The sequence below is a fragment of the Pseudomonas sp. B14(2017) genome (genome assembly GCF_002113255.1).
In the GTDB taxonomy this organism is placed as follows: Bacteria; Pseudomonadota; Gammaproteobacteria; order Pseudomonadales; family Pseudomonadaceae; genus Aquipseudomonas; species Aquipseudomonas putida_Z.
Window position 1 is genome coordinate 1 of the sequence record NZ_NEJY01000006.1, and the last position, 24258, is coordinate 24258.

The 24258-nt window shown below is 64.0% G+C and carries 27 protein-coding genes and 1 pseudogene; 6 read left to right on the plus strand and 22 right to left on the minus strand.

Annotation, left to right across the window (positions count from 1 at the left end; genetic code table 11):
* Positions 1-128: 128 nt before the first annotated feature.
* Positions 129-1028: a DMT family transporter gene (locus CAG34_RS07305; protein ID WP_085588969.1), complete on the minus strand. Its 900-nt coding sequence runs from the start codon at positions 1026-1028 to the stop codon at positions 129-131.
* 134 nt (positions 1029-1162) lie between these two features.
* On the opposite strand from CAG34_RS07305, the gene CAG34_RS07310 reads away from it, so the two are divergent.
* The 3 genes from CAG34_RS07310 (at position 1163) to CAG34_RS07320 (ending at position 4375) form a co-directional block, all read left to right on the plus strand.
* The gene (locus CAG34_RS07310; protein WP_075047026.1) at positions 1163-1600 is read left to right on the plus strand and encodes an Lrp/AsnC family transcriptional regulator; all 438 of its coding nucleotides are present in this window, start codon (positions 1163-1165) and stop codon (positions 1598-1600) included.
* Between the two features lie 497 nt (positions 1601-2097).
* Positions 2098-3630 (plus strand): NCS1 family nucleobase:cation symporter-1, encoded by a 1533-nt coding sequence (locus CAG34_RS07315; RefSeq protein WP_085588971.1) that lies wholly within the window; start codon positions 2098-2100, stop codon positions 3628-3630.
* A 16-nt stretch (positions 3631-3646) separates the two neighbouring features.
* Positions 3647-4375 (plus strand): aspartate/glutamate racemase family protein, encoded by a 729-nt coding sequence (locus CAG34_RS07320; RefSeq protein WP_085588973.1) that lies wholly within the window; start codon positions 3647-3649, stop codon positions 4373-4375.
* A gap of 138 nt (positions 4376-4513) precedes the next feature.
* Here the strand turns inward: CAG34_RS07320 and CAG34_RS07330 are convergent, their stop codons facing one another.
* The 15 genes from CAG34_RS07330 to ccmA form a co-directional block, all read right to left on the minus strand.
* Positions 4514-5176 (minus strand): histidine phosphatase family protein, encoded by a 663-nt coding sequence (locus CAG34_RS07330; RefSeq protein WP_085588975.1) that lies wholly within the window; start codon positions 5174-5176, stop codon positions 4514-4516.
* A gap of 239 nt (positions 5177-5415) precedes the next feature.
* Positions 5416-5754, minus strand: a complete 339-nt coding sequence (locus CAG34_RS07335; protein ID WP_003254365.1) for an FKBP-type peptidyl-prolyl cis-trans isomerase — start codon at positions 5752-5754, stop codon at positions 5416-5418.
* Positions 5755-5866: 112 nt separating this feature from the next.
* On the minus strand, positions 5867-6274 hold the full coding sequence (locus CAG34_RS07340; RefSeq protein WP_085588977.1) for a GFA family protein: 408 nt from the start codon (positions 6272-6274) through the stop codon (positions 5867-5869).
* A gap of 174 nt (positions 6275-6448) precedes the next feature.
* A complete protein-coding gene (locus tag CAG34_RS07345) occupies positions 6449-7237 on the minus strand; it encodes a PhzF family phenazine biosynthesis protein (RefSeq protein ID WP_085588979.1) in 789 nt (262 codons plus the stop codon).
* Between the two features lie 50 nt (positions 7238-7287).
* Positions 7288-8226, minus strand: coding sequence for a 2-hydroxyacid dehydrogenase (locus CAG34_RS07350; protein WP_085588980.1), 939 nt, complete (start codon positions 8224-8226; stop codon positions 7288-7290).
* Positions 8227-8438: 212 nt separating this feature from the next.
* A complete protein-coding gene (locus CAG34_RS07355) occupies positions 8439-8855 on the minus strand; it encodes a hypothetical protein (RefSeq protein WP_025340051.1) in 417 nt (138 codons plus the stop codon).
* A gap of 12 nt (positions 8856-8867) precedes the next feature.
* On the minus strand, positions 8868-10058 hold the full coding sequence (gene ccmI, locus CAG34_RS07360; RefSeq protein ID WP_085588983.1) for a c-type cytochrome biogenesis protein CcmI: 1191 nt from the start codon (positions 10056-10058) through the stop codon (positions 8868-8870).
* Entirely contained in the window at positions 10051-10539 is a 489-nt protein-coding gene (locus CAG34_RS07365) for a cytochrome c-type biogenesis protein (protein WP_025340052.1), read from the minus strand. The genes ccmI and CAG34_RS07365 overlap by 8 nt, the downstream gene beginning before the upstream one ends.
* Positions 10536-11072 carry a DsbE family thiol:disulfide interchange protein gene (locus CAG34_RS07370; RefSeq protein WP_085588985.1) on the minus strand — a complete coding sequence of 179 codons (537 nt, stop codon included), beginning with the start codon at positions 11070-11072 and terminating at the stop codon, positions 10536-10538. Before CAG34_RS07370 ends, CAG34_RS07365 begins: the two co-directional genes overlap by 4 nt.
* Positions 11069-13042, minus strand: a complete 1974-nt coding sequence (locus tag CAG34_RS07375) for a heme lyase CcmF/NrfE family subunit (RefSeq protein WP_178076914.1) — start codon at positions 13040-13042, stop codon at positions 11069-11071. The genes CAG34_RS07370 and CAG34_RS07375 overlap by 4 nt, the downstream gene beginning before the upstream one ends.
* Positions 13043-13053: 11 nt before the next feature.
* Positions 13054-13509, minus strand: a complete 456-nt coding sequence (gene ccmE / locus CAG34_RS07380; protein WP_019096399.1) for a cytochrome c maturation protein CcmE — start codon at positions 13507-13509, stop codon at positions 13054-13056.
* Positions 13506-13682, minus strand: coding sequence for a heme exporter protein CcmD (gene ccmD / locus CAG34_RS07385; RefSeq protein WP_013973562.1), 177 nt, complete (start codon positions 13680-13682; stop codon positions 13506-13508). The genes ccmE and ccmD overlap by 4 nt, the downstream gene beginning before the upstream one ends.
* The gene (locus CAG34_RS07390; protein ID WP_012273476.1) at positions 13679-14446 is read right to left on the minus strand and encodes a heme ABC transporter permease; all 768 of its coding nucleotides are present in this window, start codon (positions 14444-14446) and stop codon (positions 13679-13681) included. Before CAG34_RS07390 ends, ccmD begins: the two co-directional genes overlap by 4 nt.
* Before the next feature lie 46 nt (positions 14447-14492).
* On the minus strand, positions 14493-15170 hold the full coding sequence (gene ccmB, locus CAG34_RS07395; protein WP_013973563.1) for a heme exporter protein CcmB: 678 nt from the start codon (positions 15168-15170) through the stop codon (positions 14493-14495).
* Complete coding sequence (ccmA, locus tag CAG34_RS07400; RefSeq protein ID WP_013973564.1) at positions 15158-15790, minus strand: cytochrome c biogenesis heme-transporting ATPase CcmA; 633 nt, start codon at positions 15788-15790, stop codon at positions 15158-15160. The genes ccmB and ccmA overlap by 13 nt, the downstream gene beginning before the upstream one ends.
* A 266-nt stretch (positions 15791-16056) precedes the next feature.
* Between ccmA and CAG34_RS07405 the strand changes: the two genes are divergently transcribed.
* The 3 genes from CAG34_RS07405 to CAG34_RS07415 all read left to right on the plus strand — a co-directional run bounded on the left by CAG34_RS07405 (position 16057) and on the right by CAG34_RS07415 (position 19014).
* On the plus strand, positions 16057-17613 hold the full coding sequence (locus tag CAG34_RS07405) for a flagellar hook-length control protein FliK (protein ID WP_085588989.1): 1557 nt from the start codon (positions 16057-16059) through the stop codon (positions 17611-17613).
* Positions 17610-17951, plus strand: coding sequence for an EscU/YscU/HrcU family type III secretion system export apparatus switch protein (locus tag CAG34_RS07410; protein ID WP_075045906.1), 342 nt, complete (start codon positions 17610-17612; stop codon positions 17949-17951). The genes CAG34_RS07405 and CAG34_RS07410 overlap by 4 nt, the downstream gene beginning before the upstream one ends.
* A gap of 91 nt (positions 17952-18042) precedes the next feature.
* Entirely contained in the window at positions 18043-19014 is a 972-nt protein-coding gene (locus tag CAG34_RS07415; protein ID WP_023663289.1) for a GlxA family transcriptional regulator, read from the plus strand.
* An 11-nt stretch (positions 19015-19025) separates the two neighbouring features.
* Here CAG34_RS07415 and CAG34_RS07420 read toward each other — a convergent pair whose 3' ends face one another.
* From CAG34_RS07420 to CAG34_RS07445, 6 genes and pseudogenes are all read right to left on the minus strand, one after another.
* Positions 19026-19703 carry a dienelactone hydrolase family protein gene (locus CAG34_RS07420; protein WP_178080869.1) on the minus strand — a complete coding sequence of 226 codons (678 nt, stop codon included), beginning with the start codon at positions 19701-19703 and terminating at the stop codon, positions 19026-19028.
* Positions 19704-20023: 320 nt separating this feature from the next.
* Positions 20024-20251: a hypothetical protein gene (locus CAG34_RS07425; RefSeq protein ID WP_085588993.1), complete on the minus strand. Its 228-nt coding sequence runs from the start codon at positions 20249-20251 to the stop codon at positions 20024-20026.
* A pseudogene (locus tag CAG34_RS29400) lies at positions 20244-21532 on the minus strand (aminotransferase class I/II-fold pyridoxal phosphate-dependent enzyme). Before CAG34_RS29400 ends, CAG34_RS07425 begins: the two are co-directional and overlap by 8 nt.
* A gap of 26 nt (positions 21533-21558) precedes the next feature.
* Positions 21559-22788, minus strand: coding sequence for an MFS transporter (locus CAG34_RS07435; protein WP_085588995.1), 1230 nt, complete (start codon positions 22786-22788; stop codon positions 21559-21561).
* A 23-nt stretch (positions 22789-22811) separates the two neighbouring features.
* On the minus strand, positions 22812-23534 hold the full coding sequence (locus tag CAG34_RS07440) for a TenA family transcriptional regulator (RefSeq protein WP_075045910.1): 723 nt from the start codon (positions 23532-23534) through the stop codon (positions 22812-22814).
* A 75-nt stretch (positions 23535-23609) separates the two neighbouring features.
* The gene (locus tag CAG34_RS07445) at positions 23610-24185 is read right to left on the minus strand and encodes an N-acetyltransferase (protein ID WP_013973573.1); all 576 of its coding nucleotides are present in this window, start codon (positions 24183-24185) and stop codon (positions 23610-23612) included.
* Between the last annotated feature and the right edge of the window lie 73 nt (positions 24186-24258).

The following is a 24258-nucleotide window of genomic DNA, read 5'->3' on the forward strand; positions in this document are numbered from 1 at the left end:
TTTGTGTTCTTTCGAATAAGATTTTCGCACTGATTTTGCCTCCAATTGGGCGCCATCATAGCGCCCGAAGAAGGTGTCCAAAATCATTAGGCCAGTTCAGCTTGCCGGCGATAGGCCGCAAAGCGGCCTCAATGGCCCTTGACCGCCATCGTCCTGGGCCGGAACCACCACCCCTGCTGCATCCCCGCCGCCGCCAGCAGGATCAACGCCACCCCCAGCCACTGCAACGGTGCCAGCCGGTGCCCGAACGCCACCCAGTCCACCAGAATCGCCGCAATCGGGTAGATGAACGACAGTGCCCCGGTCAGCGCCGTGGGCAAGCGCTGGATGGCGCTGTACAGCAACACATACATCAAGCCGGTGTGCACCATGCCCAAGGTCACCAGGCTGGCCAGCGCCGGCACTTCACCCGGCAACCCGCCAAGCTTGACCCACGGCGCCAGCAACAGCACACCCGTGGCAACCTGGATCAGCGCGATCAGGTGCGGTGGCGTGCCACTCAGGCGCTTGATGATCAACGCCGCGATGGCATACAGGAAGGCCGCCCCCAGCGCCAGCGCAATGCCCAGCAAATAGTCCTCACCGCCACCCTGCCCCGCGCCATGGGCACTGACGATGGCCAGCATGCCGAGGAACGCCACGCTCAGCCAGGTGACCTTGGCCAGGGTGATCTTCTCGCCCAGGAATACTGCCGCCAGCCCCACCAGCATGAACGGCTGCACGTTGTACACCGCCGTGCCGATGGCAATCGACGCCCGCGAGTAGGAGGCGAACAGCAGCACCCAGTTGCCAACGATGGCCACACCGCTGGCAATCGCCAGCAGGAACGCCGTGCGGCTGATTACGCCCGGCCGCAGGAAGCCGAACCCCGCGCAGATCGCCAGCAAGGTCACGGCACCGAACACGCAGCGCCAGAACACCACCTCGAGCACCGGCTGGCCGGACACCAGCACGAACCAACCGATGGTCCCGGAAATCAGCATGGCAGCGACCATTTCCAGCGAGCCACGACGCAATGAACTGTCCATCTCACACCTCCTGTTGAAGACGGCAACAGTATGCAAAGGTTGCTGGTCGGCCTTCCAGCGGATAACGAAGGAAGATTGGCATGTTTGCCTTTACTATCAAGGCAAATCACGCGAACTACCTGATTGAGGTGACCATGACCGATGCCATCGACCAACTGCTGATCAACGCGCTCATGGAAGACTCGCGCCGCTCGCTCAAGGCCCTGGCGCAAATCAGCGGGCTGTCGGCGCCCAGCGTCAGCGAACGCCTGCGCCGCCTGGAGGAACGCGGCGTGTTGCGCGGTTACACCGTAGAGGTCGACCCGCGCGCCTTTGGCTACCAGCTGCAGGCCATCGTGCGCATCCGCCCGTTACCCGGGCAGCTGCAGGAGGTGGAACGGCAGATCGTCGCCATTCCCGAGTTCACCGAGTGCGACAAGGTTACTGGCGAGGATTGCTTCATCGCTCGGCTGCATGTGCGCTCGATGGAGCAGCTGGATACCCTGCTCGACCGCATCAATGTGCTGGCCGAGACCAACACCGCCATCATCAAGAAAAGCCCGGTGAAGCGGCGGTTGCCGCCGATGGATTGATTTCTTCCTGTTCTGGCCTCTTCGCGGGCACGCCCGCGAAGAGGCCAGCACAGGAAAAAGCTGACTAATTTTTGTACACAAGAATGTCACCATAAGTGCCGTTTTTGTGTGCACTTTCCAAGATGACGCCCCAATACGTTACACACTTCCCACAACTTATTCTGACCAAATGATCAACTAAATCATCCTCGAAAAATTTAAACCTGTTCATTTGGTCAACTTATATCCCCTTCATTTCATCAACTTATATTTCAACAAGATAGATTCGAAATGATGGCCAGCTGAAGTTTGCTTTTTCCTTGGCATGGAACTCGCTTTTGTGTGTTCGTGTTTTGTATACAAACCAAGCAAAACATAAATACACAAGAACCCGCGACGCCGACCCAACATCGGCCGCCGCGCCCCAAACCCTGAGATGCCAACGCTGCACCGACGAGATGGCGAGCCCGTGCGCATGCCCGCTCATCGCAGTCCACGTGCATCAGGAGCCCGCCGGAATGAGTACCAGCCTCGACCTTGCCCCTGAACTATCCGTCGCCAGCACCCACCCCGCTTCCCCTCTCGCCGGCAGCCAGCCGGAACTTGCCCTGAGCCCGCGCCTGCATAACCGCGACCTCGCCCCGACGCGCATCGAAGGCCGCCGCTGGGGCGGCTACAGTATCTTCGCGCTGTGGACCAACGATGTGCACAACATCGCCAACTACTCGTTCGCCATGGGCTTGTTCGCCCTCGGCCTGGGTGGCTGGCAGATCCTGCTGTCGCTGGCCATCGGCGCGGCGCTGGTGTACTTCTTCATGAACCTGTCCGGCTACATGGGGCAGAAGACCGGCGTGCCGTTCCCGGTCATCAGCCGCATCGCCTTCGGCATCCACGGCGCGCAGATCCCGGCGCTGATCCGCGCGGTCATCGCCATCGCCTGGTTCGGCATCCAGACCTACCTGGCTTCGGTGGTGCTGCGCGTGCTGCTCACCGCCGTATGGCCGCACATGGCGGCCTATGACCATGACAGCATCCTCGGCCTGTCGAGCCTGGGCTGGGCATGCTTCGTGTCGATCTGGCTGGTGCAGCTGGTGATCCTGGCCTACGGCATGGAGATGGTGCGCCGCTACGAGGCCTTTGCCGGCCCGGTGATCCTGCTGACCGTCGCCGCCCTGGCAGTGTTCATGTACTTCAAGGCCGACGCCCGCATCGCCTGGTCGGTGGCCGAACCGCTGACCGGCTACGAGATGTGGCGCAACATCTTTGCCGGCGGCGCGCTGTGGCTGGCGATCTACGGCACCCTGGTACTGAACTTCTGTGACTTCGCCCGCTCCTCGCCATGCCGCAAGACCATCCGCGTCGGCAACTTCTGGGGCCTGCCGGTGAACATCCTGGTGTTCGCCGTGATCACCGTGGTGCTGTGCGGCGCGCAGTTCCAGATCAACGGCCAGATCATCGACAGCCCTACCCAGATCGTCGCCGCCATCCCCAGCACAGCGTTCCTGGTACTGGGCTGCCTGGCCTTCCTGATCGTCACCGTGGCGGTGAACATCATGGCCAACTTCGTCGCCCCGGCCTTCGTCCTCAGCAACCTGGCGCCGCGTCACCTGAACTTCCGCCGCGCCGGGCTGATCAGCGCCACCCTGGCAGTGCTGATCCTGCCGTGGAACCTGTACAACAGCCCGCTGGTGATCGTGTATTTCCTGTCCGGCCTGGGTGCCCTGCTCGGCCCGCTGTACGGGGTGATCATGTCCGACTACTGGTTGCTGCGCAAAGGCTGCATCAACGTGCCGCAGCTTTACAGCGAAGACCCGGCCGGCGCCTACCACTACACCAAGGGCATCAACCTGCGCGCGGTGGCCGCCTTCGTGCCGGCCGCACTGCTGGCCATCGTCCTGGCCCTGGTGCCCAACTTCCATGGCGTGGCGCCGTTCTCCTGGCTGATCGGTGCCGGCATCGCCGCCGCCCTGTACCTGCTGATCGCCCCACGCAAACGCCAATACCACGACGTCAGCGGCGAATGCATCGCCGTTGACCACAGCAGCCATTGACCAGGGAGGACTACCCATGCGCATTCTGATCGCCAACGTCAACACCACCGAAGCCATCACCGAAGCCATTGCCGAACAGGCCCGTACGGTGGCCACACCCGGCACCGAAATCATCGGCCTCACCCCATGGTTCGGTGCCGAGTCGGTGGAAGGCAACTTCGAAAGTTACCTGGCCGCCATCGCGGTGATGGACCGGGTGCTGGCCTACGAAGGCCCTTACGACGCCGTGATCCAGGCGGGTTACGGCGAACATGGCCGCGAAGGCCTGCAGGAACTGCTGAACGTGCCGGTGGTGGACATCACCGATGCCGCCGCCAGCACGGCGATGTACCTGGGCCATGCCTACTCGGTGGTGACCACCCTGGACCGCACCGTGCCGCTGATCGAGGACCGCCTGAAGCTCTCCGGCCTGTATGACCGCTGCGCATCGGTACGCGCCAGCGGGCTGGCGGTGCTGGAGCTGGAAGCCGACCCGCAGCGCGCCGTGGAAGCGATTGTCGAGCAGGCAGAACGCGCCGTGCGCGACGACAAGGCCGAGGTGATCTGCCTGGGTTGCGGCGGCATGGCCGGCTTGGACGAGCAGATCCGCCAGCGCACCGGCGTGCCGGTGGTGGATGGTGTGAGTGCGGCGGTGACCATAGCCGAATCGCTGGTGCGCATGGGCTTGAGTACCTCCAAGGTACGTACCTATGCCACGCCACGGGCGAAGAAAGTGGTGGGTTGGCCGGTGCGGTTCGGGCGCTAACCCTCTATTTGCCTGTGCCGGCCCCTTCGCGGGCTTGCCCGCTCCCACAGGCCCCCACCGCTCTCAAGGGCTGTGCTGTACCTGTGGGAGCGGGCAAGCCCGCGAAGAGGCCGGTACAGGCAAACCATCACCAGTGGATCAGGTCGGGCAGCTATGCGCACCATCATTCAGGCCCTGACGCACGTTGCGGCTGAGCAGGCTGGCCTTGCCGTCGTGCCAGGTCAGGGTCAGGACGTAGAGGGTGTCGAAGTCGTCGCCGCTCCAGTCGTCGGTGATCACCCGCTCCTCACCGAGGGCCTTGCCAGCCACGGCATTGATCAGGTCAGGGAGGTAGCCATGCGACCAGGCGGTGTACACGGTCGCGTTACGGTACTTGTCGCGCAGCAGCTCTTCGGCCAGCGCGTCGGTGTCGTTGGCGCCATAGTCGATGTTTACCGGCAGGCCCAGGCGAATGGCGCTGGGGCTGATGGTCATCAGCGGGCGAATGTAGCTGTAGCTTTCGTCCTTGCTGCCTTCCTCGACATGCCGCGAGGGGTTGGCAGCGAACACATAGTCGGCCTTGCCAAAGCGCTCGGGCAGCACGGTAGCCAGGTCCAGCGCACGGTTGAGGCCCTGGCAGTTCAACTGGCCCAGCCCCTCGCCCGGCTTCTCGGCGTGGCGCAGGAACACAAGGGTCTGGGTGCCATCCACCGGTTGCGCCCGGCTTTCGACAGCTTCCAGCGCCAGCGGTACGGCTATGGCTGTAAGCGTCAGGCTCAGCAACCAGTGACGACGACGGCGGAAGAATGTTGGCAACTTCATCAAGACAGGCCCATGTGGCAGAAAGAATCGGGGAAACCCGCCACATCACCCCGCCAACAGCACCGCGGGGCATCCTTGTAGTGAATGCCGTCCATGGCAACGAGTGAGGGTGAGAGTGCCCTGAACCCGTTTGGTTCCTCCCTGGAGGTGGATGCCGTTCCCTAGGCAAGGCTTAGATTGGAGGATGGGTGTTGCTGAAATGTGTAGGGCGCAAGAACATCGGGTTGCAGTACGGCCACTCAATCATCCCGCGTCAGCACTTCAAGCAATTCGATCTCGAAGGTCAAATCCGAGTTCGGCGGAATCGCCCCCACGCTGCGTTCGCCATAGCCCAGGTGGGCCGGTACCAGCAGCTTGCGCTTGCCGCCAACGCGCATGCCCATCAGGCCTTGATCCCACCCCTTGATTACCCGACCCGTGCCGATCACGCACTGGAACGGCTTGCCGCGCGACCAGGACGAATCGAACTCGCTGCCGTCGGCCAGCCAGCCGGTGTACTGGGTGGTGATCAGGGCGCCTTTGACGGCGGCTTTGCCATCCCCCTCCACAAGGTCGATGATCTGCAGTTCTTGGCTCACGGGGCATACTCCAACGCTGGAAACAAAGCCGCCCTTTTCTCAGGAATGCACCGGTTTGGCAAGTTCGCGTGGCGTTTCGTGCTGGCGCATCGATCACAGCACGCCGCCTGAATCAGCCGAGCTGCTCGAAGGCTTCCTGGCCAGTCAGTTCCTTGGTCTGGTTGGCGAAGCAATACCAGGCGGGTTTCTCTTCGACGAAAATCTGCAGGTCGAAATCCCATTCCTGGTCGCCGTCCAGCAGGCCGACCGGGACGGCATGGAAGTCATTGGCCTTCAGCCGGTAGTACAAGTGCGTGCCGCACTGGCCGCAGAAACCGCGCTGGGCCCAGTCGGAAGACTCATAGACGCTGGGGGCGCGCCCTTCGATCACCGGTGGCTTGCTGCAATGCACCACCAGCAATGGGCCGCCGGTCCATTTGCGGCACATGCTGCAGTGGCAGGCGCTGATATGGGTGTTGTCGACGGTGACCTTGAGCTGGGTGGCGCCGCACAGGCAGGTGCCGTGTTTTTCCAGGGCCATGGCTGGCTCCTTGAGCGGAAGATGGGCCAGCAAGTATAGATGCCTGTACCGGCCTCATCGCCGGCAAGCCGGCTCCCACCCCGACCGCGCCGCTCTCAGGCCAGTGCAGTACCTGTGGGAGCTGGCTTGCCGGCGATGAGGCCGGCACAGGCAGCACAAGACAGTTGCCCTAGGTCAGATGTACACCGTACCGCGCAGGTACAACGCCGCCCGCCCGCTGATGATCACCCGGCCGTTACCCGGCACTTCGCACTGCAACTGCCCTTTGCGCACCCCACCCTGCTCGCAGCTCAGCACTTTCCTACCCAGACGCTCTGCCCATATCGGCGCCAGCGAGGTGTGCGCCGAGCCAGTCACCGGGTCTTCGTTCACGCCGACCCGCGGGCCGAACCAGCGGGTGACGAAATCAAAGCCACGGCCTGCTGCGGTAACGGCGATACCGCGCACATCGAAAGCCGACAGGGCAACGAAATCCGGCTTCAGGGTGTCGAGCAACAGGGCGTCATCAATCACCACCACATAGTCGTCACTGCGGTACAGCGCCTGTGCCTGGCCCAGGCCCAGCGCCTGCAACAGGCCCGGCAGCATGTCCACGGCGACCGGCTGCTTGGCCGGGAAGTCCATGGCCAGCAGCCCGTCGGCGTTACGGCTGACCCGCAGCTCGCCACTGCGGGTGTTGAAACGCAGCACCTGCACCTGCTCGCCCAGCTGTTCGAACAGCACATAGGCCGAGGCCAGGGTGGCATGGCCGCACAGGTCGACTTCCACGGTCGGGGTGAACCAGCGCAGGTCGAAGGTTTCGCCGTTGCGCACGAAGTAGGCGGTTTCCGACAGGTTGTTCTCTTCGGCAATGCGCTGCAGCACGTCGTCCGGCAGCCAGCTTTGCAGCGGGATCACTGCCGCCGGGTTGCCCCCGAACGGTTCGGCGGAAAACGCATCGACCTGGAAGATTTCAAGTTGCATGCACACACTCCTTGTTGCCCGATCGCTGCCAGGCAGATGTATGAAAAGGGTTACTGGCGTACCGGGGTCAACACGGCTTCGCCGGCAAAGAACGCCTGCAGGTTGCGCAGCACCAGGGTCACCGTGTCGCGCGCCGCCTCCGGCGACTGGCCGGCCACGTGGGGGGTGAGCACGGTGTTGCCAAGGGCCTTGAGGGCATCGGGTACAGCCGGCTCGTCGTCGAACACATCCAGTGCCGCACCAGCCAGTAGGCCATGCTGCAGCACGGCGACCAGGGCCTGGGTGTCGACCACGCTGGCACGGGCGATGTTCACCAGGTAGCCCTCGGCCCCCAGGGCCTCGAGCACCTGTGCATCGACCAGATGGCGAGTGTCGGCACCGCCGGGGGTTGCCACCACCAGGATGTCGACGGCATCGGCCAGGTGCAGCGGGCTGTCGTACCAGGTGTAGGGCACATCTTGGCGCGGCGTGCGGCTGTGGTAGCTGACGGGCATGGCAAAGCCCAGATGGGCGCGCCTGGCGATGGCCATGCCCACCGCACCAAGGCCGAGAATGCCCAGGCGCTTGCCACTCACCGAGGGGCTGATCACCCGGTTCCATTCGCCCCGGCGGGTACTGGCATCGGCGCGGGGAATGTCGCGCAACAGCGCCAGCAGCAGGGCAAGGGTGTGGTCGGCGACCGCCTCGGCATTGGCCCCGGCGCCGTTGGTAACCGTGATGCCGCGCGCAGCGGCGGCGGCCAGGTCGACCTGCTCGTAGCCGGCACCGATCACGCAGATGATCTGCAGTTTGGACAGCGTGTCGATTTCGCTGGCAGTCAGGCCCAGCGGGCCGCGGGTGAGCACGGCATCGATTTCATGGGCATGGCGCTGGATGGCCTCGGCCCGCAGTTGCGGCGAAGGGGCACGGATCAAACGGTAGCCGGCCTGCTCCAGCATGGGCAGGTAATCATCGACGGTTTCCACCAGCACCAGGACTGTCTTGTGCATGCCACCTCCTTATTCTTGAAGGGGCATTATGCGGAATCACAGCACAGTACAGTCAATCGGTAATTGCGGAAAAACTGTACTGTATTGGTTGCCTGTCCCGGCCCCTTCGCGGGTAAACCCGCTCCCACAGGGATATCACAGCACTTGAGATTTGTGACGTACCTGTGGGAGCGGGTTTACCCGCGAAGGGGCCGGGACAGGCAAACAACCCACTACTGGGCGAACGCACGCCCCAGACCACCCGGCACACCGCTGCTGTCAGTCTCCTGCCACGGCCCATCCGGGCTCAGCGACCAGCTCCAGCCGTTGTCGAAGCGGTAGTAGGTCCGCTGGCGGTAGAAGGTATTGGGTTTCTTCTCCAGCACATACACACCCAGCTTCGGGTCCCAATGGCTCGCCCCGCCGGGTGGCGGCGCGAAGCTGGCCGAGGTGCGTGGCATCGGCTTGGGCGTGGCCGCAGGCTTGCTCGGCGCGGGGGCCGGTTGCCTGTCCGGCAAGGGCTTGACCGCCGGCCCCGGCGGCGGCAGGCGCTCGATCGGTGGTTCGGGCTGCTCGTACGGCTCATGCACCGTACACGCAGACAAACCCAGGGCCAGGGTGATCAGGGTCAGGCGGACGATGCTGTGCATGGCATTGCTCTCTTACGGGTCGGGGCTGTCGATGGTCAGGTGCTGGATGGCCTGGGTGGCGCTGGGCAGTGGCGTGCCCTGGCCAATCCACTCGCCATGGGTTGGCTGGCCAGCGCGTGATACACGTGCAACGAGTTGGACTTCGGCAAAGTCCGACAGTTTCATCTGCGGCATCATGGCGTCAGCATCGGACAACTCCACCTCGATCGGCAACTGCGCCACGGTCACCCGCTTGGCCGCCAGCGGCATCGGTGGGCCATTGCTGGCGCGGGCGAAGATGAACACCGTGTCGTCCGGCTTGACCTTGTCCTTCAACGCCGCCGCCAGCTCCACGCGCACCTTCAAGCGAGCCGCCACGGGCGCCGCAGCCTGCCCCGGCGAACCACCCAGGCGCTCGGCGGCGCGGTCGATACCGCCCTGCAGCGCCGCACGCGAGGCATCACCTTCCGGCAGCTGCGCCAGCAGGCGCTTCCAGTAATCGATGGCTTCCTGGTAACGCTCGCCCTCGAAGGCAGCGATACCACGCAGGCCCAGGCTGGTCACTTCGTTGGGGTCGGCTTTCAGCGCCTCGTCAGTCAGCGCCTGCAGCTGCGGGCTCCATTTCTTGTCGGCGGCGAAGTACAGCGCCTGGGCCCACTGCCCGAGCAATTCGGGCTGGCGACCGGCCAGGGCCACGGCGCGCTCGAAGGTGCGCGCGGCATCGGCGGGGCGCTGCTCGGCCATGTAGGCTCGGCCCAGGAAGTACACGGCCTCGGCGGAATCCGGCTGGGCCTGCACCACCCGTTCCAGGCGGGCAGTCATTTCTTCCATCGACTTGGGCGCCTCGGCAAACTCCTGGGTCAACTCCACCTTGTCGGCCGCGCCGAAATGCAGGTACAGCCCCAATGCCAGCAGCGGCACCAGCAGCGCCGCCAGCAACGGCAGGGCCTTGCCCAGGTGCCCCTGGCGCGGGGCCTCGGCACCTTCGGTATCCGCCAGCAGCTCACGGGCGGCCTCGTCACGGCCCTTGGCCATCTGCGCCTCGTCGAGCACGCCAGCGGCCTGCTGGGCAGCCAGTTCGGCGACGCGCTCCTGGTACAGGGCCACGTTCAGGGCGGTGCGGTCTTCTTCCTGCTGGCGGCCACGGCCACGCAGGATCGGGATCAGCAGGAAGCTGAGGGCAGCGAGCAGCAGCAGGCCCGCGCTAAGCCAGAATTCAATCATGGGTCTGTTCTTTTTCCAGCAATTTGGCGAGACGCTCGCGTTCTTCGGCGGACAACTCATTGGCGCCCTGCACGGCCGCACCGCGGCGCCGGCGCACGATCAGCGCCAGTACCACGAAACCACCGGCCAGCAAAATCCCCGGGCCGAACCACAGCAGCCAGGTACGCCCGCTGAGCGCCGGCTTGTAGCGCACGAAGTCGCCATAGCGGTCGACCATGAAGTCGACGATCTGCTGGTTGCTCTTGCCCTCGCCGAGCATGCGGAAGATTTCCCGACGCAGGTCGGCGGCAATCGGCGCGTTGGAGTCGGCGATGTCCTGGTTCTGGCACTTGGGGCAGCGCAGCTCCTTGGTCAGCTGCTGGTAGCGCTCACGCTCGGCATCGTCGCGGAACTGGTAGGTGTCGATGGCCGCCTTGGCCACGCCTGCCAGGCTCAACCCCATGAAGAGCCCCAGCACGGCAGCTGCCAGCCCCCGCTTCATGGCTTGGCCTCGTCGACCAGGCCCTGGTACAGCGGCGCCAGCTGCTCACGCCAGACCGTGGCATCGACCACGCCCACGTGCTTGTAGCGGATGATGCCCTTGGCATCGATCAGGAAGGTTTCCGGCGCGCCGTACACGCCCAGGTCCAGGCCCAGGCTGCCCTGCTCGTCACGAATGTCCAGCTGGTACGGGTTGTGGAACTCGGCCAGCCACTTCAGGGCCGCCGCATTGTCGTCCTTGTAGTTGACGCCGTGGATCACCACGCCCTGCTGGGCCAGCTGGTTCAGGTAGGGGTGCTCGACCTTGCACGACGGGCACCAGGTGGCCCACACGTTGACCAGTGCCGGGCGGCCCCGCAAGTCGGTCTCGGTCAGGGTACGGTCGCCCTGGGTCGAGGCCAGGGAAAACGCCGGGAACGGCTTGCCGATCATTGCCGAGGGCAGCTCGTCGGGCTTGAGGAACAGCCCTTTGTAGAGGAACACCGCCACCAGCAGGAATACCGCCAGGGGGACTACCATGATCCAACGCTTCATGCAGCTGCTCCAGACACGCCCAGGGCATCACGCACCCGGGTCTTGACCTTGACGCGATAGCGCCGGTCGAGGGCCGCCAGCAACCCGCCCAGGCCGGTCAGCAGACCGCCCAGCCAGATCCAGCGGACGTAAGGCTTGATATGCACGCGTACCGCCCAGGCACCGTTCTCCAGCGGCTCGCCAAGGGCGACGTACAGGTCGCGGGTAAAACCGGCGTCGATGCCGGCTTCGGTCATCATCGACTGCTGCACGGTGTACAGGCGTTTCTCCGGGTGCAGGGTGGTCACTTCACGGCCATCGCGGCTGACCACCACGGTACCTTTGTCGGAGATGAAATTCGGCCCTTCGAAATGCCGGGCACCCTGGAACAGGAAGTGGTAACCGCCCAGTTCCACACTCTCGCCCGGCGCCATGCGCAGGTCGCGTTCGGCGCTGTTGTTGCTCGACAGCACCACACCCAGCGCGCACACCGCCAGGCCCAGGTGCGCCAGCTGCATGCCCCAGTAGCTGCGACCCAGCCCGGGCAGGCCCTTGAGCAGGCCTTTGTGGCGGGTCTTGTCGAGAATGTCGCGCAGCCCGCCAAACACCACCCAGGCGGCCAGGGCGAAGGCGGTCAGGGTCGGCCAGTCGAAGTCGTCGACGATAAAACCCGCCACCGGCGCGAGGATGGCGCTGCCGAGCAGCACCGGGGTCATCATGCTGGCCAGCCATTTGCCGGGGGTGTCTTTCCAGCGCACCACCACGCCCACGCCCAGCACCACCATCAGCAGTGCCATCAGCGGCAGGAACAAGGCGTCGAAATACGGTGGGCCAACCGACAGCTTGGCCCCGGTCAGCGCATCGAGCACCAGCGGGTACAGGGTACCGAGCAGAATCATCGAGGCCGCCACTACCAGCACCAGGTTGTTGGCCAGCAGCAGCGTCTCGCGCGACCACAGGGCAAAGCCGACCTGGCTCTTGACCACCGGTGCGCGCAGGGCGAACAGGGTGAGCGACCCACCGACCACGAACAGCAGGAAGATCAGGATGAAAATGCCCCGCGACGGGTCGGCGGCAAACGCGTGCACCGAGGTCAGCACACCGGAACGCACCAGGAAGGTACCCAGCAGGCTCAGCGAGAACGCGGCAATCGCCAGCAGCACGGTCCAGCTCTTGAACACCCCGCGCTTCTCGGTCACCGCCAGCGAGTGGATCAGCGCCGTACCTACCAGCCAGGGCATGAACGAGGCGTTTTCCACCGGGTCCCAAAACCACCAGCCACCCCAGCCCAGCTCATAGTAGGCCCACCACGAGCCCAGGGTAATGCCGACCCCGAGGAAGGCCCAGGCAACGATGGTCCAGGGCCGCGACCAGCGCGCCCAGGCGGCGTCCAGGCGGCCACCGAGCAAGGCGGCGATGGCGAAGGCGAAGGCCACCGAGAACCCGACGTAGCCCATGTACAGCATCGGCGGGTGGACGATCAGGCCAAAGTCCTGCAACAGCGGGTTGAGGTCGCGGCCATCGGTCGGCACCTGCGGCAGCAGGCGCTGGAACGGGTTGGAGGTGATGATCAGGAAGCTCAGGAAGCCCACGCTGATCATGCCCATTACCGCCAGCACGCGGGCCAGCATCACCTGCGGCAACTGCCGCGAGAACACCGATACGGCGAAGGTCCAGCCGCCGAGGATCAGCGCCCACAGCAGCAGCGAACCTTCGTGGGCGCCCCACACGGCACTGAACTTGTAGTACCAGGGCAAGGCGCTGTTGGAGTTGCTGGCCACATAGGCGACCGAGAAGTTGTCGGTCATGAAGGCATGGGTCAGGCAGGCGAAGGCAAAGGCCAGGAAGGCGAACTGCCCCCAGGCCGCCGGCCGCGCCAGGCTCATCCACAGGCTGTCGCCACGCCAGGCGCCCAGCAGCGGCACGCTGGCCTGCACGGCGGCAAAACAGATGGCCAGGATCATCGCCAGCTGGCCGAGTTCGGGGATCACCAGCGCCGCGTTCATGGCTTGGCCTCCCCGCCGGTGGCGGCCTGGCCGCTTTCCTTCAGGGCCTTGGTGACCTCGGGCGGCATGTACTTCTCGTCGTGCTTGGCCAGTACTTCATCGGCCACCACCACGCCATCGGCGTTGAGCTTGCCGAGGGCGACGATGCCCTGCCCTTCGCGGAACAGGTCGGGGAGGATGCCACGGTAGGTGATCGGCACCGACTTGTTGAAGTCGGTGACCACGAAGCGCACGTCCAGCGAATCGGACGAGCGCTGTACCGAACCTTTCTCGACCATGCCGCCGGCGCGGATGCGGGTGTCCAGCGGCGCTTCGCCGTTGGCGATCTGGGTCGGGGTGTAGAACAGGTTGATGTTCTGCTGCAATGCGCTCAAGGCAAAGCCGACGGCAACCCCGACGCCGACCAGCAGGCCGACGATGAGCAACAGGCGTTTCTTGCGCTGCGGATTCACTGGTTGTTCTCCCGGCGCAAACGGCGCGCCTCATCTTGCAGGTAGCGACGGCGGGCCAGCACGGGCGCGGCGACATTCAGCGCCAGCACCGCCAGGCAGATGCCATAGGCCGTCCACACGTACAGGCCATGGTGGCCCATGGCGAGAAAGTCACCGAAGGTGGCGAAACTCATTGTGCGGCCCTCCGCCCCAGGCTGTTCAATACTTCATCCTTGACCCAACTGGCGCGGGCTTCGCGCTTGAGCACTTCAAGGCGCATGCGCAGCAACAGCACCGCGCCAAAGAAGCAGTAGAAGCCCAGCGCCGTGCACAGCAGCGGCAACCACATTTCTGCGGGCATCGCCGGCTTTTCGGTGAGGGTGAAGGTGGCGCCCTGGTGCAGGGTGTTCCACCACTCCACCGAGTACTTGATGATCGGGATGTTCACCACGCCGACGATCGCCAGTACCGCACAGGCCTTGGCTGCACTGTCACGATTACTGATTGCCTGGCCCAGCGCAATAATGCCGAAGTACAGGAACAACAGGATGAGCATGGACGTCAGCCGGGCATCCCAGACCCACCAGCTTCCCCAGGTGGGCTTGCCCCAGATGGCCCCGGTGACCAGTGCCACGGCGGTCATCCAGGCACCGATGGGGGCGGCGCATTGCAAGGCGACATCGGCCAGTTTCATCTTCCACACCAGCCCCACCACCCCGGCCACTGCCAGCAGCACGTAGCAGGACTGCGCCAGCATCGCCGCCGGCACGTGGATGTAGATGATGCGGAAGCTGTTGCCTTGCTGGTAGTCCTGGGGGGCGAAGGCCAGGCCCCAGGTGATGCCGACCAGCAGCAGGAGCACGGCAGCGCCGGCAAGCCACGGCAGCATGCGGCCGCTGATGGCATAGAACCATTTGGGGGAGCCCAGCTTGTGGAACCACGTCCAGCTTATTTTCATCAGGGTACATCCAGGGTATTGGCCGGGCTTGAAAGCCCGGGACTCGTTATTCGCCGACGCTGATCTTCAGGCCGGCCGCTATCGCAAAGGGTGCCAGGGTCACGGCCAGGGCCGTCAGGCTGGCGAGCCAGAGCAGGTGGCCGGTTGCCGGCATATTCTGCAACGCCGCTTGCAACGCACCACTGCCCAGGATCAATACAGGGATATACAACGGCAGAATCAGCAATGCCAGCAGCAAACCGCCGCGTTTCAGACCGACTGTCAGCGCCGCGCCCACCGCGCCCAGCAGGCTCAGCACCGGCGTGCCCAGCAGCAGGGAACCGAGCAGCACCGGCAGGCAATGGCTCGGCAGCCCCAGCATCAGTGCCAGCAGCGGCGCCAACAATACCAGCGCCAGCCCGGAAAAGATCCAATGCGCCAGCACCTTGGCCAGCACCAGCAGCGCCAACGGGTGCGGCGACAGCACCCACTGTTCCAGCGAGCCGTCCTCGAAATCGCTGCGGAACAGGCCGTCCAGCGACAACAGCACCGCCAGCAGTGCCGCCACCCAGACCAAGCCTGGCGACAAGGTTTGCAACAATTGGCTTTCCGGGCCGACTGCCAGCGGGAACAGCGCAACCACGATGGCGAAGAATACCAACGGGTTGGCCAGCTCGGCCGGGCGGCGGAACAGCAGGCGCGCTTCGCGGCGCAACAACAGGATGAATACGCTCATGCCGCCCATTGCCCCAGGTTCAGTTCACGGTAACCGGAGGGCTTGCGTTCCAGCGTGTGGTGGGTGGTCAGCACTACCGTGCCGCCCTGCTCGCAGTGGGCCGCCAGGTGCGCCTCGAGCTGCGCCACGCCCTGCTTGTCGAGGGCGGTGAAGGGTTCGTCGAGGATCCACAGCGGCGGGCTGGCGAGGTACAGCCGGGCCAGGGCCACGCGGCGCTGCTGGCCGGCAGACAGGGTGTGGCAGGGCACGTCTTCGAAACCACGCAGGCCGACTGCCGCCAGTGCCGCCCAGATCGCCTCGCGGCTGGCCGGCTGGTGCAAGGCGCACAGCCAGGTGAGGTTCTCCTCGGCGGTGAGCAGGTCCTTGATGCCGGCGGCATGGCCGATCCACAACAGGATGCTGGCCAGGGCGTGGCGCTGCTCGGCCAGTGGCTTGCCGCCCAGCAGGATCTGCCCGGCCGTCGGCTGCATCAGGCCGGCCAGCAGGCGCAGCAGGCTGGTCTTACCGCTGCCGTTGGGGCCGCTGATCTGCAGCATGTCGCCGGGCCGCAGCTCGAAAGCGAGGTGCTCGAACAGCAGGCGCCAGTCGCGCTCGCAGGCCAGGCCCGCGGCTTGGAGGTGAAGGGTCACGGTTTCGCCTTATCTTTGTAGGGTTCCGGAGCGGTGTCGCCTGCTTCGCGGCCACGCCCGCTCCCACAAGGTTTCACGCAAGGCTTGAAAGCTGCGCAAGACCCTGTGGGAGCGGGCATGCCCGCGAAGCAGGCGACACGGCCCTGAAGCCCTGTATCTCAAGTCGCCCCCCTCGCTGCCGTTATACTGGCAACGACGGACGGTCGGCATTATTACACGCGCCGCCACGCTGCCAAGAGGGCGGGTTCGACAGGTTGTATACAATCATGACTGAAATCAATAGTCTCGGCGCACAAACCGCGATCAGCCCCCAGGCCATCAAGGCAGGCATGACCGGCGAACTGCTGCGCCTGACGCAACCGCAGCCCGGCTTGATGGCCCCCGGCGAGACCGCGCAGGCCGAGGTCATGTCGTTGCGCCAGGTGGGCCAGGACTTCCAGCTGGTGCTGCGGTTGATGCTGGCCAACGGCACCCAGACCCAGCTGCAAGCCAGCGCCAGCCAGCCCCTGCCCCAGGGTAGCCAGGTCACGGTCAGCCAGATCGAAAGCAACCGCCTGGCGATCATGCTGCAGCAGGCCAGCGCCAGCCAGGTCGCCACCCTCACTCAGCTGGACACCAGCAAGGTGCCGGTCGGCACCCTGCTGCAGGGCAAGGTGCTGACCAACCAGGCGCTGGCCCAGGCGCCCGGCCAGCCCGCCGTCTACCGGGCGCTGGTCAGCCTGCTGAACAGTGCCCAGGCCGGCGCAACCCTGAGCGTGGACAGCCCTCGACCGCTGGCCGTCGGTAGCCTGCTCAGCGCGCTGGTGCAGGGCGACCAGTCGCTGCGTTTCGTACCGCTCAGCGGCCGCCAGGACCAGCTCAGCATTGCCCAACAGCTGCTGACCCAGCAAAACCGCCAGGCTTCGCTGCCCGGCCTGCTCAATGCCCTGCAACAGGTGGCCCGCGACCCGGGCGCCGATGGCGAACTGCGAGCCAGCGCCGAACGCCTGCTGGCGGGCCTGCCGGAAGCCCGGCAACTGGGTGATGCCAAGGCAGTGGCCCAAGCCCTGAACAACAGCGGTACCTTTCTCGAAGCCAAACTGCTGGGCGGCCTCCCGGCCAGCGTCGCCACCGACCTCAAGGCGCACTTGCTGCGGCTGATCACCGTCGCGCCGGCCAGCATACCCGGGGCGCCCAACCTGGCGCCCGCCAGCCTGGCCGTAACCATGCCGGCCCTGGCCCGCAGCGCGCTGGGCATGCTCGAACGGGTCAGCCCCAAGCCGCAGCCGGGCGCATTCCCGCTGCCGTCGCGCCTGCTCAAGGCCATGGAAGACGAAGGCGACCTGCAACAACTGCTGCGCCTGGCCGCCGCTGCCGTGTCGCGCCTGCAAAGCCACGCCATGAGCAGCCTGCAACAAACCGGTACCCTGGAAAACGGCAACCTGCAGACCACCTGGCAAACCGAAGTGCCGATCCGTCACGGCCAGGAGTTCATCCCGTTGCAGGTCAAGCTGCAACGCGAGGAAACGCCACAACAGCAAGCCGACCGCCAGCAGAAATCAGCCGACCCGCTGCAAGCCCTGTGGCGTATCGAGCTGGCTTTCGACCTCTCGCCCCTTGGCCCGGTGCAGGTCCAGGCACAACTGAGCCAAGGCCGCCTGGGTGGCCAGCTTTGGGCGGAACGCGAGGCGACAGCCCGGCTGATCGACAGCCAGCTCGGCAGCTTGCGCGAACGCCTGTTGGCGCGGGGCCTGGATGTAGGTGATCTGGAATGCCATCCTGGTATCCCGCCACAAGGCCCGCGTACGCGGGTTGAACAACGCTGGGTGGATGAGAACGCATGACGCACCAACCTGCACGGCAGGCGATTGCCCTGTTCTACGACGGGCAGCAAGCCCCTACCCTCACCGCCAAGGGCGACGATGCGCTGGCCGAGGCCATCCTGGCATTGGCCCGCGAGCACGAAGTGCCGATCTACGAAAATGCCGAGCTGGTGCGCCTGCTGGCGCGCCTGGAGCTGGGGGACCAGATACCGGAGGCGCTGTACCTGACCATTGCCGAAATCATCGCCTTTGCGTGGCACCTGCGGGGCAAAGTGCCTGCGGGCTTCGATGACGAACCTGCCGCCCCAGGGCCTACCCCACCGCTGCTCGGAAGGCTGCCCGGAGGCGAAGGCGCCTGACCGCCATGGTATCCATGCAAATTGCCTTTTTGCGCCATATTGGTAACGTGCCGTTCAAGGTCAGGCGCTTGGCGATGTAAGGAATACTGTAATGCGTACCATCTGGTTCTTGCTGCTCCCGGGCACCCACATCCTTGATCTAGGCGGCCCGCTACAAATCATGGCGAGCCTCGAAGAACTCCAGCTGGCACCGGTCAACGTACGTTGCATAGCCGCCAGACAACAGGTCAGCAGTTTTCAGGGCGTGACACTGAGTGGCCTGCACCAGTTGCCTGAGCGGCTCGCACCGCAGGACTTGCTGTTCGTGGTGGGCAACAAGCTCTCTGCGACACCCGCCGAAACAGCGATATTGACCGCCACCGCCCTGTGGCTGGCGAAGGTGGTCAGGCAAACGCCGGATATAAAGCTGTGCTCCATATGCACCGGTGCGTTCCTGCTGGGCGAAGCTGGCTTGCTGGATGGCCGACAGTGCACCACGCACCATCGTTACGTCGATTTGCTTCGAATGCGCTACCCAGCAGCCAAGGTGCTGGAGAACCGCCTGTTCGTCGAGGACGATGGCGTGTTCACCTCGGCAGGGGTGTCCAGCGGAACTGACCTGGCACTGCACATCGTCAGCCTGGAATTTGGCAAGGTCGTGGCCAATCAGGTAGCGCAGGAGCTGGTCATCTACCGGCGCCGCGCTGGCGAAGATGTGCAGCTGCGCGCGGCAGACCTGGCGCGCAATCACATCCACCCGTTGGTGCATGCGGCCCAGGACTACATCGATGCACACCTGGGCACCCACTTCAGCTTCGAACAACTGGCCAGCCAGTTCAATGTCAGCTACCGGCACCTGGCGCGACTGTTCCGCGACAATACCGGTCAAACGCTGCAGAGCTACCTGCGCACCCAACGCATCGACCTGGCCCGTGAGCTTTTGCGCAGCAGCCACCTCAACGTGGAACAGATTGCCGAACGTTGCGGCTACGGCAGCAGCCATGCCTTTCGCCTGGCATGGCGCCAGGAAATGCCGCAACCGCCCCTGCAGTTTCGCCATGCTCTCGCCCACGAGCGCGCCTAGATTTTCGACTGCTACCGCTCGCTTATCGCAGTCGGGGCGAAGCTTTCGGTGAAGAACTCCACCACGGCCTGGCGCGAAGCGTCGCGCGCCGCCGGGTCAGGTGCCGAACGCCCCACGCCGCCCTGACCACGGTGCAGGAACGGGTCCTGATACTCCTGGGCGGCCTCCAGCCCGTTGAAACCGTGCTCTGCGCCGGGGTAAACCAGCACCTGCGCACGCGCCTGGTCTTCGCTGGGCAGGTTTGAAATCAGCGACGGGCAGGCACGTGGGTCATCGTCGTACTGGTCGTTTTCGCCTACCAGCACCAGCAAGCGAGCCGGGGCCAGATGCTTGAAGGTATAACCTGGCACATGGTTGTAACCCCAGCACACGGGGTAAAACGCTGCCATCAAGATGGGGCGAATACCTGAGGCTTGCTCCAGCTCGTCGTTGATGGGCGCAGAGGCGGCGAGCATGGCCTGTACGCCCCCCCAGGAAAACCCGAGCACTCCCACGCGCTGACCGTCGACGCCAGGCTGCTTGGCCAGGTAAGCCAGGGCGCCTGCCAGGTCCGGCAGGGTATCGTGCACGCGTGGCGGCCGCCCTTGTGCACCGCCAGTGAGCCTGCGCGCGCCCCACATGTCCAACTCCAGCGTTGCGATGCCGCGGGCATTGAGGTCACCGCCATGCAAAGGACCACGCGAATCCATACCCGCCGAGCCATGCAGGATGATCACAGCCGGTACCGGGCCCGCGGCCTTGGCCGGCAACGACAACACCGCCGGAACCCGAATCGGTATCGCCTTGCCGGCGGATGGCAGTGGCTGACTATAGAAAGAGACGAGCCGTTTGCTGACTGTGGCAACAGTGCCGCTATTGGTGGCAGCGACCTCAGCCCGAGCCGTTGCGACCTGAAGGGCACAGCCCAGCACCAAGCTGATGGCCATTACTTTGAACATCTGGTTACCCCTGAACGTCATGAGCGGGTGTTGAACCGGCACCCGTTATCGAAAATTGACGGCGCCCGGCATCATCCGCACATCGCCATTACTGCCAGGCCGTCGACATGCCATTGGGTGAATGCCAATGGGTCGAGCATCGCCATGCCTGCCATCACGCAACTCGCCAATGCGAAAGCCACGGCATAGAAACGCACTTCCTTCGCGCAGGCCGTGCCATACACCGCGATCAATGCAAGGATCTGCACGCCCACGGCGAACACGCCAATGCCGAATCCTGAAGCGAGCAGTTCAGCCATTGAATACCGCGTTCCGGTTATGGCCGACCGGCGCTGCCATGGATGTTTGCAAGGACACGGCCTGGAAAGCCTGTTGCAGGTCGGCCTTGATATCGTCCACACGCTCCAGGCCAACGCACAACCTGATCAAACCATCCGAGATACCCGCCTGATGCCGCGCCTGTGCGTCCAGCCGCCCGTGTGTGGTTGTAGCTGGATGCGTGACCATGCTGCGGGTGTCGCCAATGTTGGTACAGCGCGCCACGCAACGCAGTTGGTCAATCCATTGCCAGGCTGCGGCCTGGCCCCCGACGATCTCGAAAGCCAACAGTCCGCCATGGCCGTCCTGCTGGCGGCATGCCAATGCATGCTGGGGGTGGTGCTCCAGGCCGGTGTAATGCACCGCGGTCACCAGCTCCTGATGGCTAAGCCAGCGGGCCAGCTCGAAGGCGCTCTGCTGTGCCCGCATCATCCTGACTTCGAGGGTTTCCAGGCTTTTGAGCAGCAGCCAGGCGTTGAACGGGCTGCAAGAAATGCCCAAGGTACGCAGAACACCCCGCAACACCTGCATCAGGCTTTGCGACCCCGTCACGACGCCCGCCAATGCACGCCCTTGGCCATCCATGTACTTGCCAGCGGAGTGGATGACCAAATCGCTCCCAGTGTGTGTGGCCGCTGAAAAACCGGGGTCAGCAAGGTGTTGTCCACCACCAGCAACGCCCCTTTTTCATGTGCCAGCGAGCTTACGGCGCGGATATCACCGATTTTCAGCAGCGGATTGGAGGGCGACTCCAACACCACCAGGCGGGTCCTGCCGTCGATTGCCGACTTCCACTGCGCCAGGTCTGTCAAATCGACGAACCGGGCCTCGATCCCGAAACGGGCCATGTAGTAGCTGAAGGCATTGACGGTAGTGCCGAACACGTCACGGCTGCAGACGATGTTGTCGCCTTGCTGGAGAAAGGCGTGACAAAGCGCGGTGAAAGCGCCCATGCCGGTAGCGAACGCCACTGCACTTTCAGCGTGTTCGAGCGCTGCCACACGGCTTTCAAACGCTTGAACGGTCGGGTTGGTGAAGCGGCTGTATACATTGCCCTGCTGTTGCCCGCTGAAGCGCTCGCAAGCCTCTTTCGCTGAAGCGAAGGTATAGGCGGACGTCATGGCCAACGGCTCGCAGAACACATCGGACAGGTCGCTGACCCGGTGAGCATGCAGTGCCCCAGTTGCATTGAAATCAGTTGCGTTGAAATCATCCAGGCCAATCGCGGTCGATTGCATGGTTTTGCGCCTCCTTGTTTGCATTGAACAATGCGCAATTGATTGGTGGACTATTCAGGTTCGGCGAGTTGAGCAGCCAGGGTTTCGCTTGATGGGCGAACCGCTATCAGCCACAACGATGCCAGGGCAGCCACCGCCGTGGCCGTGGCCAGGCCGGCCAAGGTCAGCTGATAGCTTTGATGCCGGTCGAAATCCAGTGCGCCCAGCTGCGTGGCCACCAACGCGCCAAGTTGATGTACCAGGAACAGCATCCCGAACACCTTGCCTTTGATTTCGGCGCCATACAGCGCGAAGCAGAAGGCAGATGTGAGCACCACCGTTCCGAGGTAACTGGCGCCAAACAGCACAGCGAACACGTACGCTCCAAGGGGCCCGGGCGTGGTCAGCAGCACGATGACCGCAGCGGTTCGCAGCAGGTAGAACATCATCAGCAGCAGGCCCTTGTTGTAGCGGGTAGCCAACCAACCCGCGAGCAGGCCGCTGACCAGTTCCAGCACACCTAACAGGCTCAGGCCGCTGGCCTGCACCGAACTGGGCAGCGCCTCACCCTGCCAGAACGACACCAGATGAACATCGATGAACGCCATGGTGGCACCACAACTGGCGAAACTGAGGGCCAGCACGAAGAAGCGCGGGTCACGCAGCAGAAACATCACCGGATGCCTGACCTTTGCCGCCTGCGGGTCGGGCTTCAACGGCACGGTGCGGGATACCCAATACAGCGCCAGGCTCAAAGGCAACAGAAAGATCAGGCCAACCCAGGAGAACACCGACTGCCAGGGCACGCTCTGCTGCAGCATGATCCACAACGGCGACAGCACGATGAAGCCAATGGAGGTGCCGTTGGTGACGAATGCGAAAGCGAAGGCCTTGAACCGTTCAGCGACCAGGCGATCGACCAGAATACCCATGGGTACATAGGTCATCGCAGCGAGGGCAAAGGCGCCGAGCAGGCCATACAACAGGGTGAACACCAGCAGGTGCGTGCCTGCGAATGTCACGCCCAGCAGCACCACCCCGCCGCTGACACTGCCCAGGGCCACCGTGCTCAAGGGCCCAACCCTGTCGCTCAGCCACCCCACCACGGGCGATACCAGGCCAATGGTCAGGACGAACAGCGATCCTGCGGTAGCCAAGGCTGCGCGCCCCTCGCCAAAGTGGGAGGCCAGGTCGACGAAGTAGACTTGGTACAACCCCTTCAAGGCGCTGGACAGAAACATCACCACGAAGCCGACGACCAGCACCGAGACGATCAAGGTAGAGCTGAATTTCTGTTTCATGGCCAATCCTTATCGTGTGGGCATTACACCGCCTCGGCCTGCGGAGCTCGGCAATACGCCTGGTACATGTTTTCGTACATTGCGTAGAACAGCTGGCAGGTGTGGTCTACAGCCTGCAACGCCTCTTCTTGCATCTGCGCGGTGGTGCACAACTGCGAGACAAGGTCCAAGCCTTCATTGACGTGGCCCACGTCTTCCTTCTGGTGCACCGAGAAGAACAGCAAGTCTTGTTCGGCCAGGCCATAGGCACGCCCCAGCAACACATGCCGTGCATCTCCAGCGACGGTCTCGAGGTTTTGCCCTTCGCTGGCGATCATCACTGCTGCCGCACCAATGTGATAACGCGCCGGGTCACGTACCGCCTGCAGGCGGAAATCGATCAGTTCCCAGGTGGCCGGCAGCGGCTGCTCGGCATCACGCTCGGCATCGCTGATGCCGAGCGCCCTCAGGAAATTCTGCATGAGCACGACATGGTTGTCGGTGCGGGAAAGCCGGCCGGTTTCTTCTTCGAAACAATTGGTGATCAGTGCCCGCTTGTGGGCAGGCAACGGGCAATGAAAGAACAAGTGCTCGACATAGGTCAGGAAATACTTGGTGAGCTGATAGCCTTGCAACGCGACCTTGCGCAGCAGCGGCCTGTTGCCCTCAGGCGCAAGCAGTTCCTTGAATATCGGGTGGGACAGGGTCAGATGGTGGTGCAGTTTCTGCTCCAGCTGATCGCGAAAGGCTGCAGTAGATAAGGCCATTCAGGGTGTTCCTTGGGTGAGAGAGGCAGGTGCCGTTGACCGCGATGGCCACAGGCAGAGTCGACGAAGGGCAACTCAGTCCAGGTTGAGTCGCAGCGCAAGGCTTTCCACGGGCTGGGCCATGTAATGGCCGCGATGCTTCACGCCATCGACACGTGCGTAGTCGTCCAGCACGCCGTAGGTCTGGAAGCCGAAGGTTTGCCATAACCGGTGTGCACGGGTGCCCTCGCGTACATCCAGGGTCAACAGCTCGATACCTTGGGCCTGGCACAGGCGCACGACTTCGCTGAAAGCCCGTGCCACCAGGCCGGTCCCGCGATAGGCCGGATGCACCACGCCTTTGCTCAGGTCGGCAATATGCCGGCAGTTCGGCATGCTGCTGCGCGAAACAATGACAAGGCAGGCCGGCCCCGCCATTGCCTGGCCGAGCAGGACATGGGTATTGCCGCCATGGATACGCTCTTGCAACGAGGCCGTGAATTCGACGCTCTGCCCGGCAGACATCTCGTGCTCGTAACCCAGAACACCGCCATCGCCAACCGTGCTGTTGATCAGTTGCATGATGGCCGGCGCGGTATCGCTGTCGGCCTGACGCAACCACTGCAACTGTGGCTCGCCAGGGGCCACCTGCTTTGAAGAGAGGGTGTTCATTGCGTAAATCCCTTGTGCGTACAAGCAGGGATTTAAACGTTTAAGTGCGATGCCGGGTAAGAAGGGAACCGGA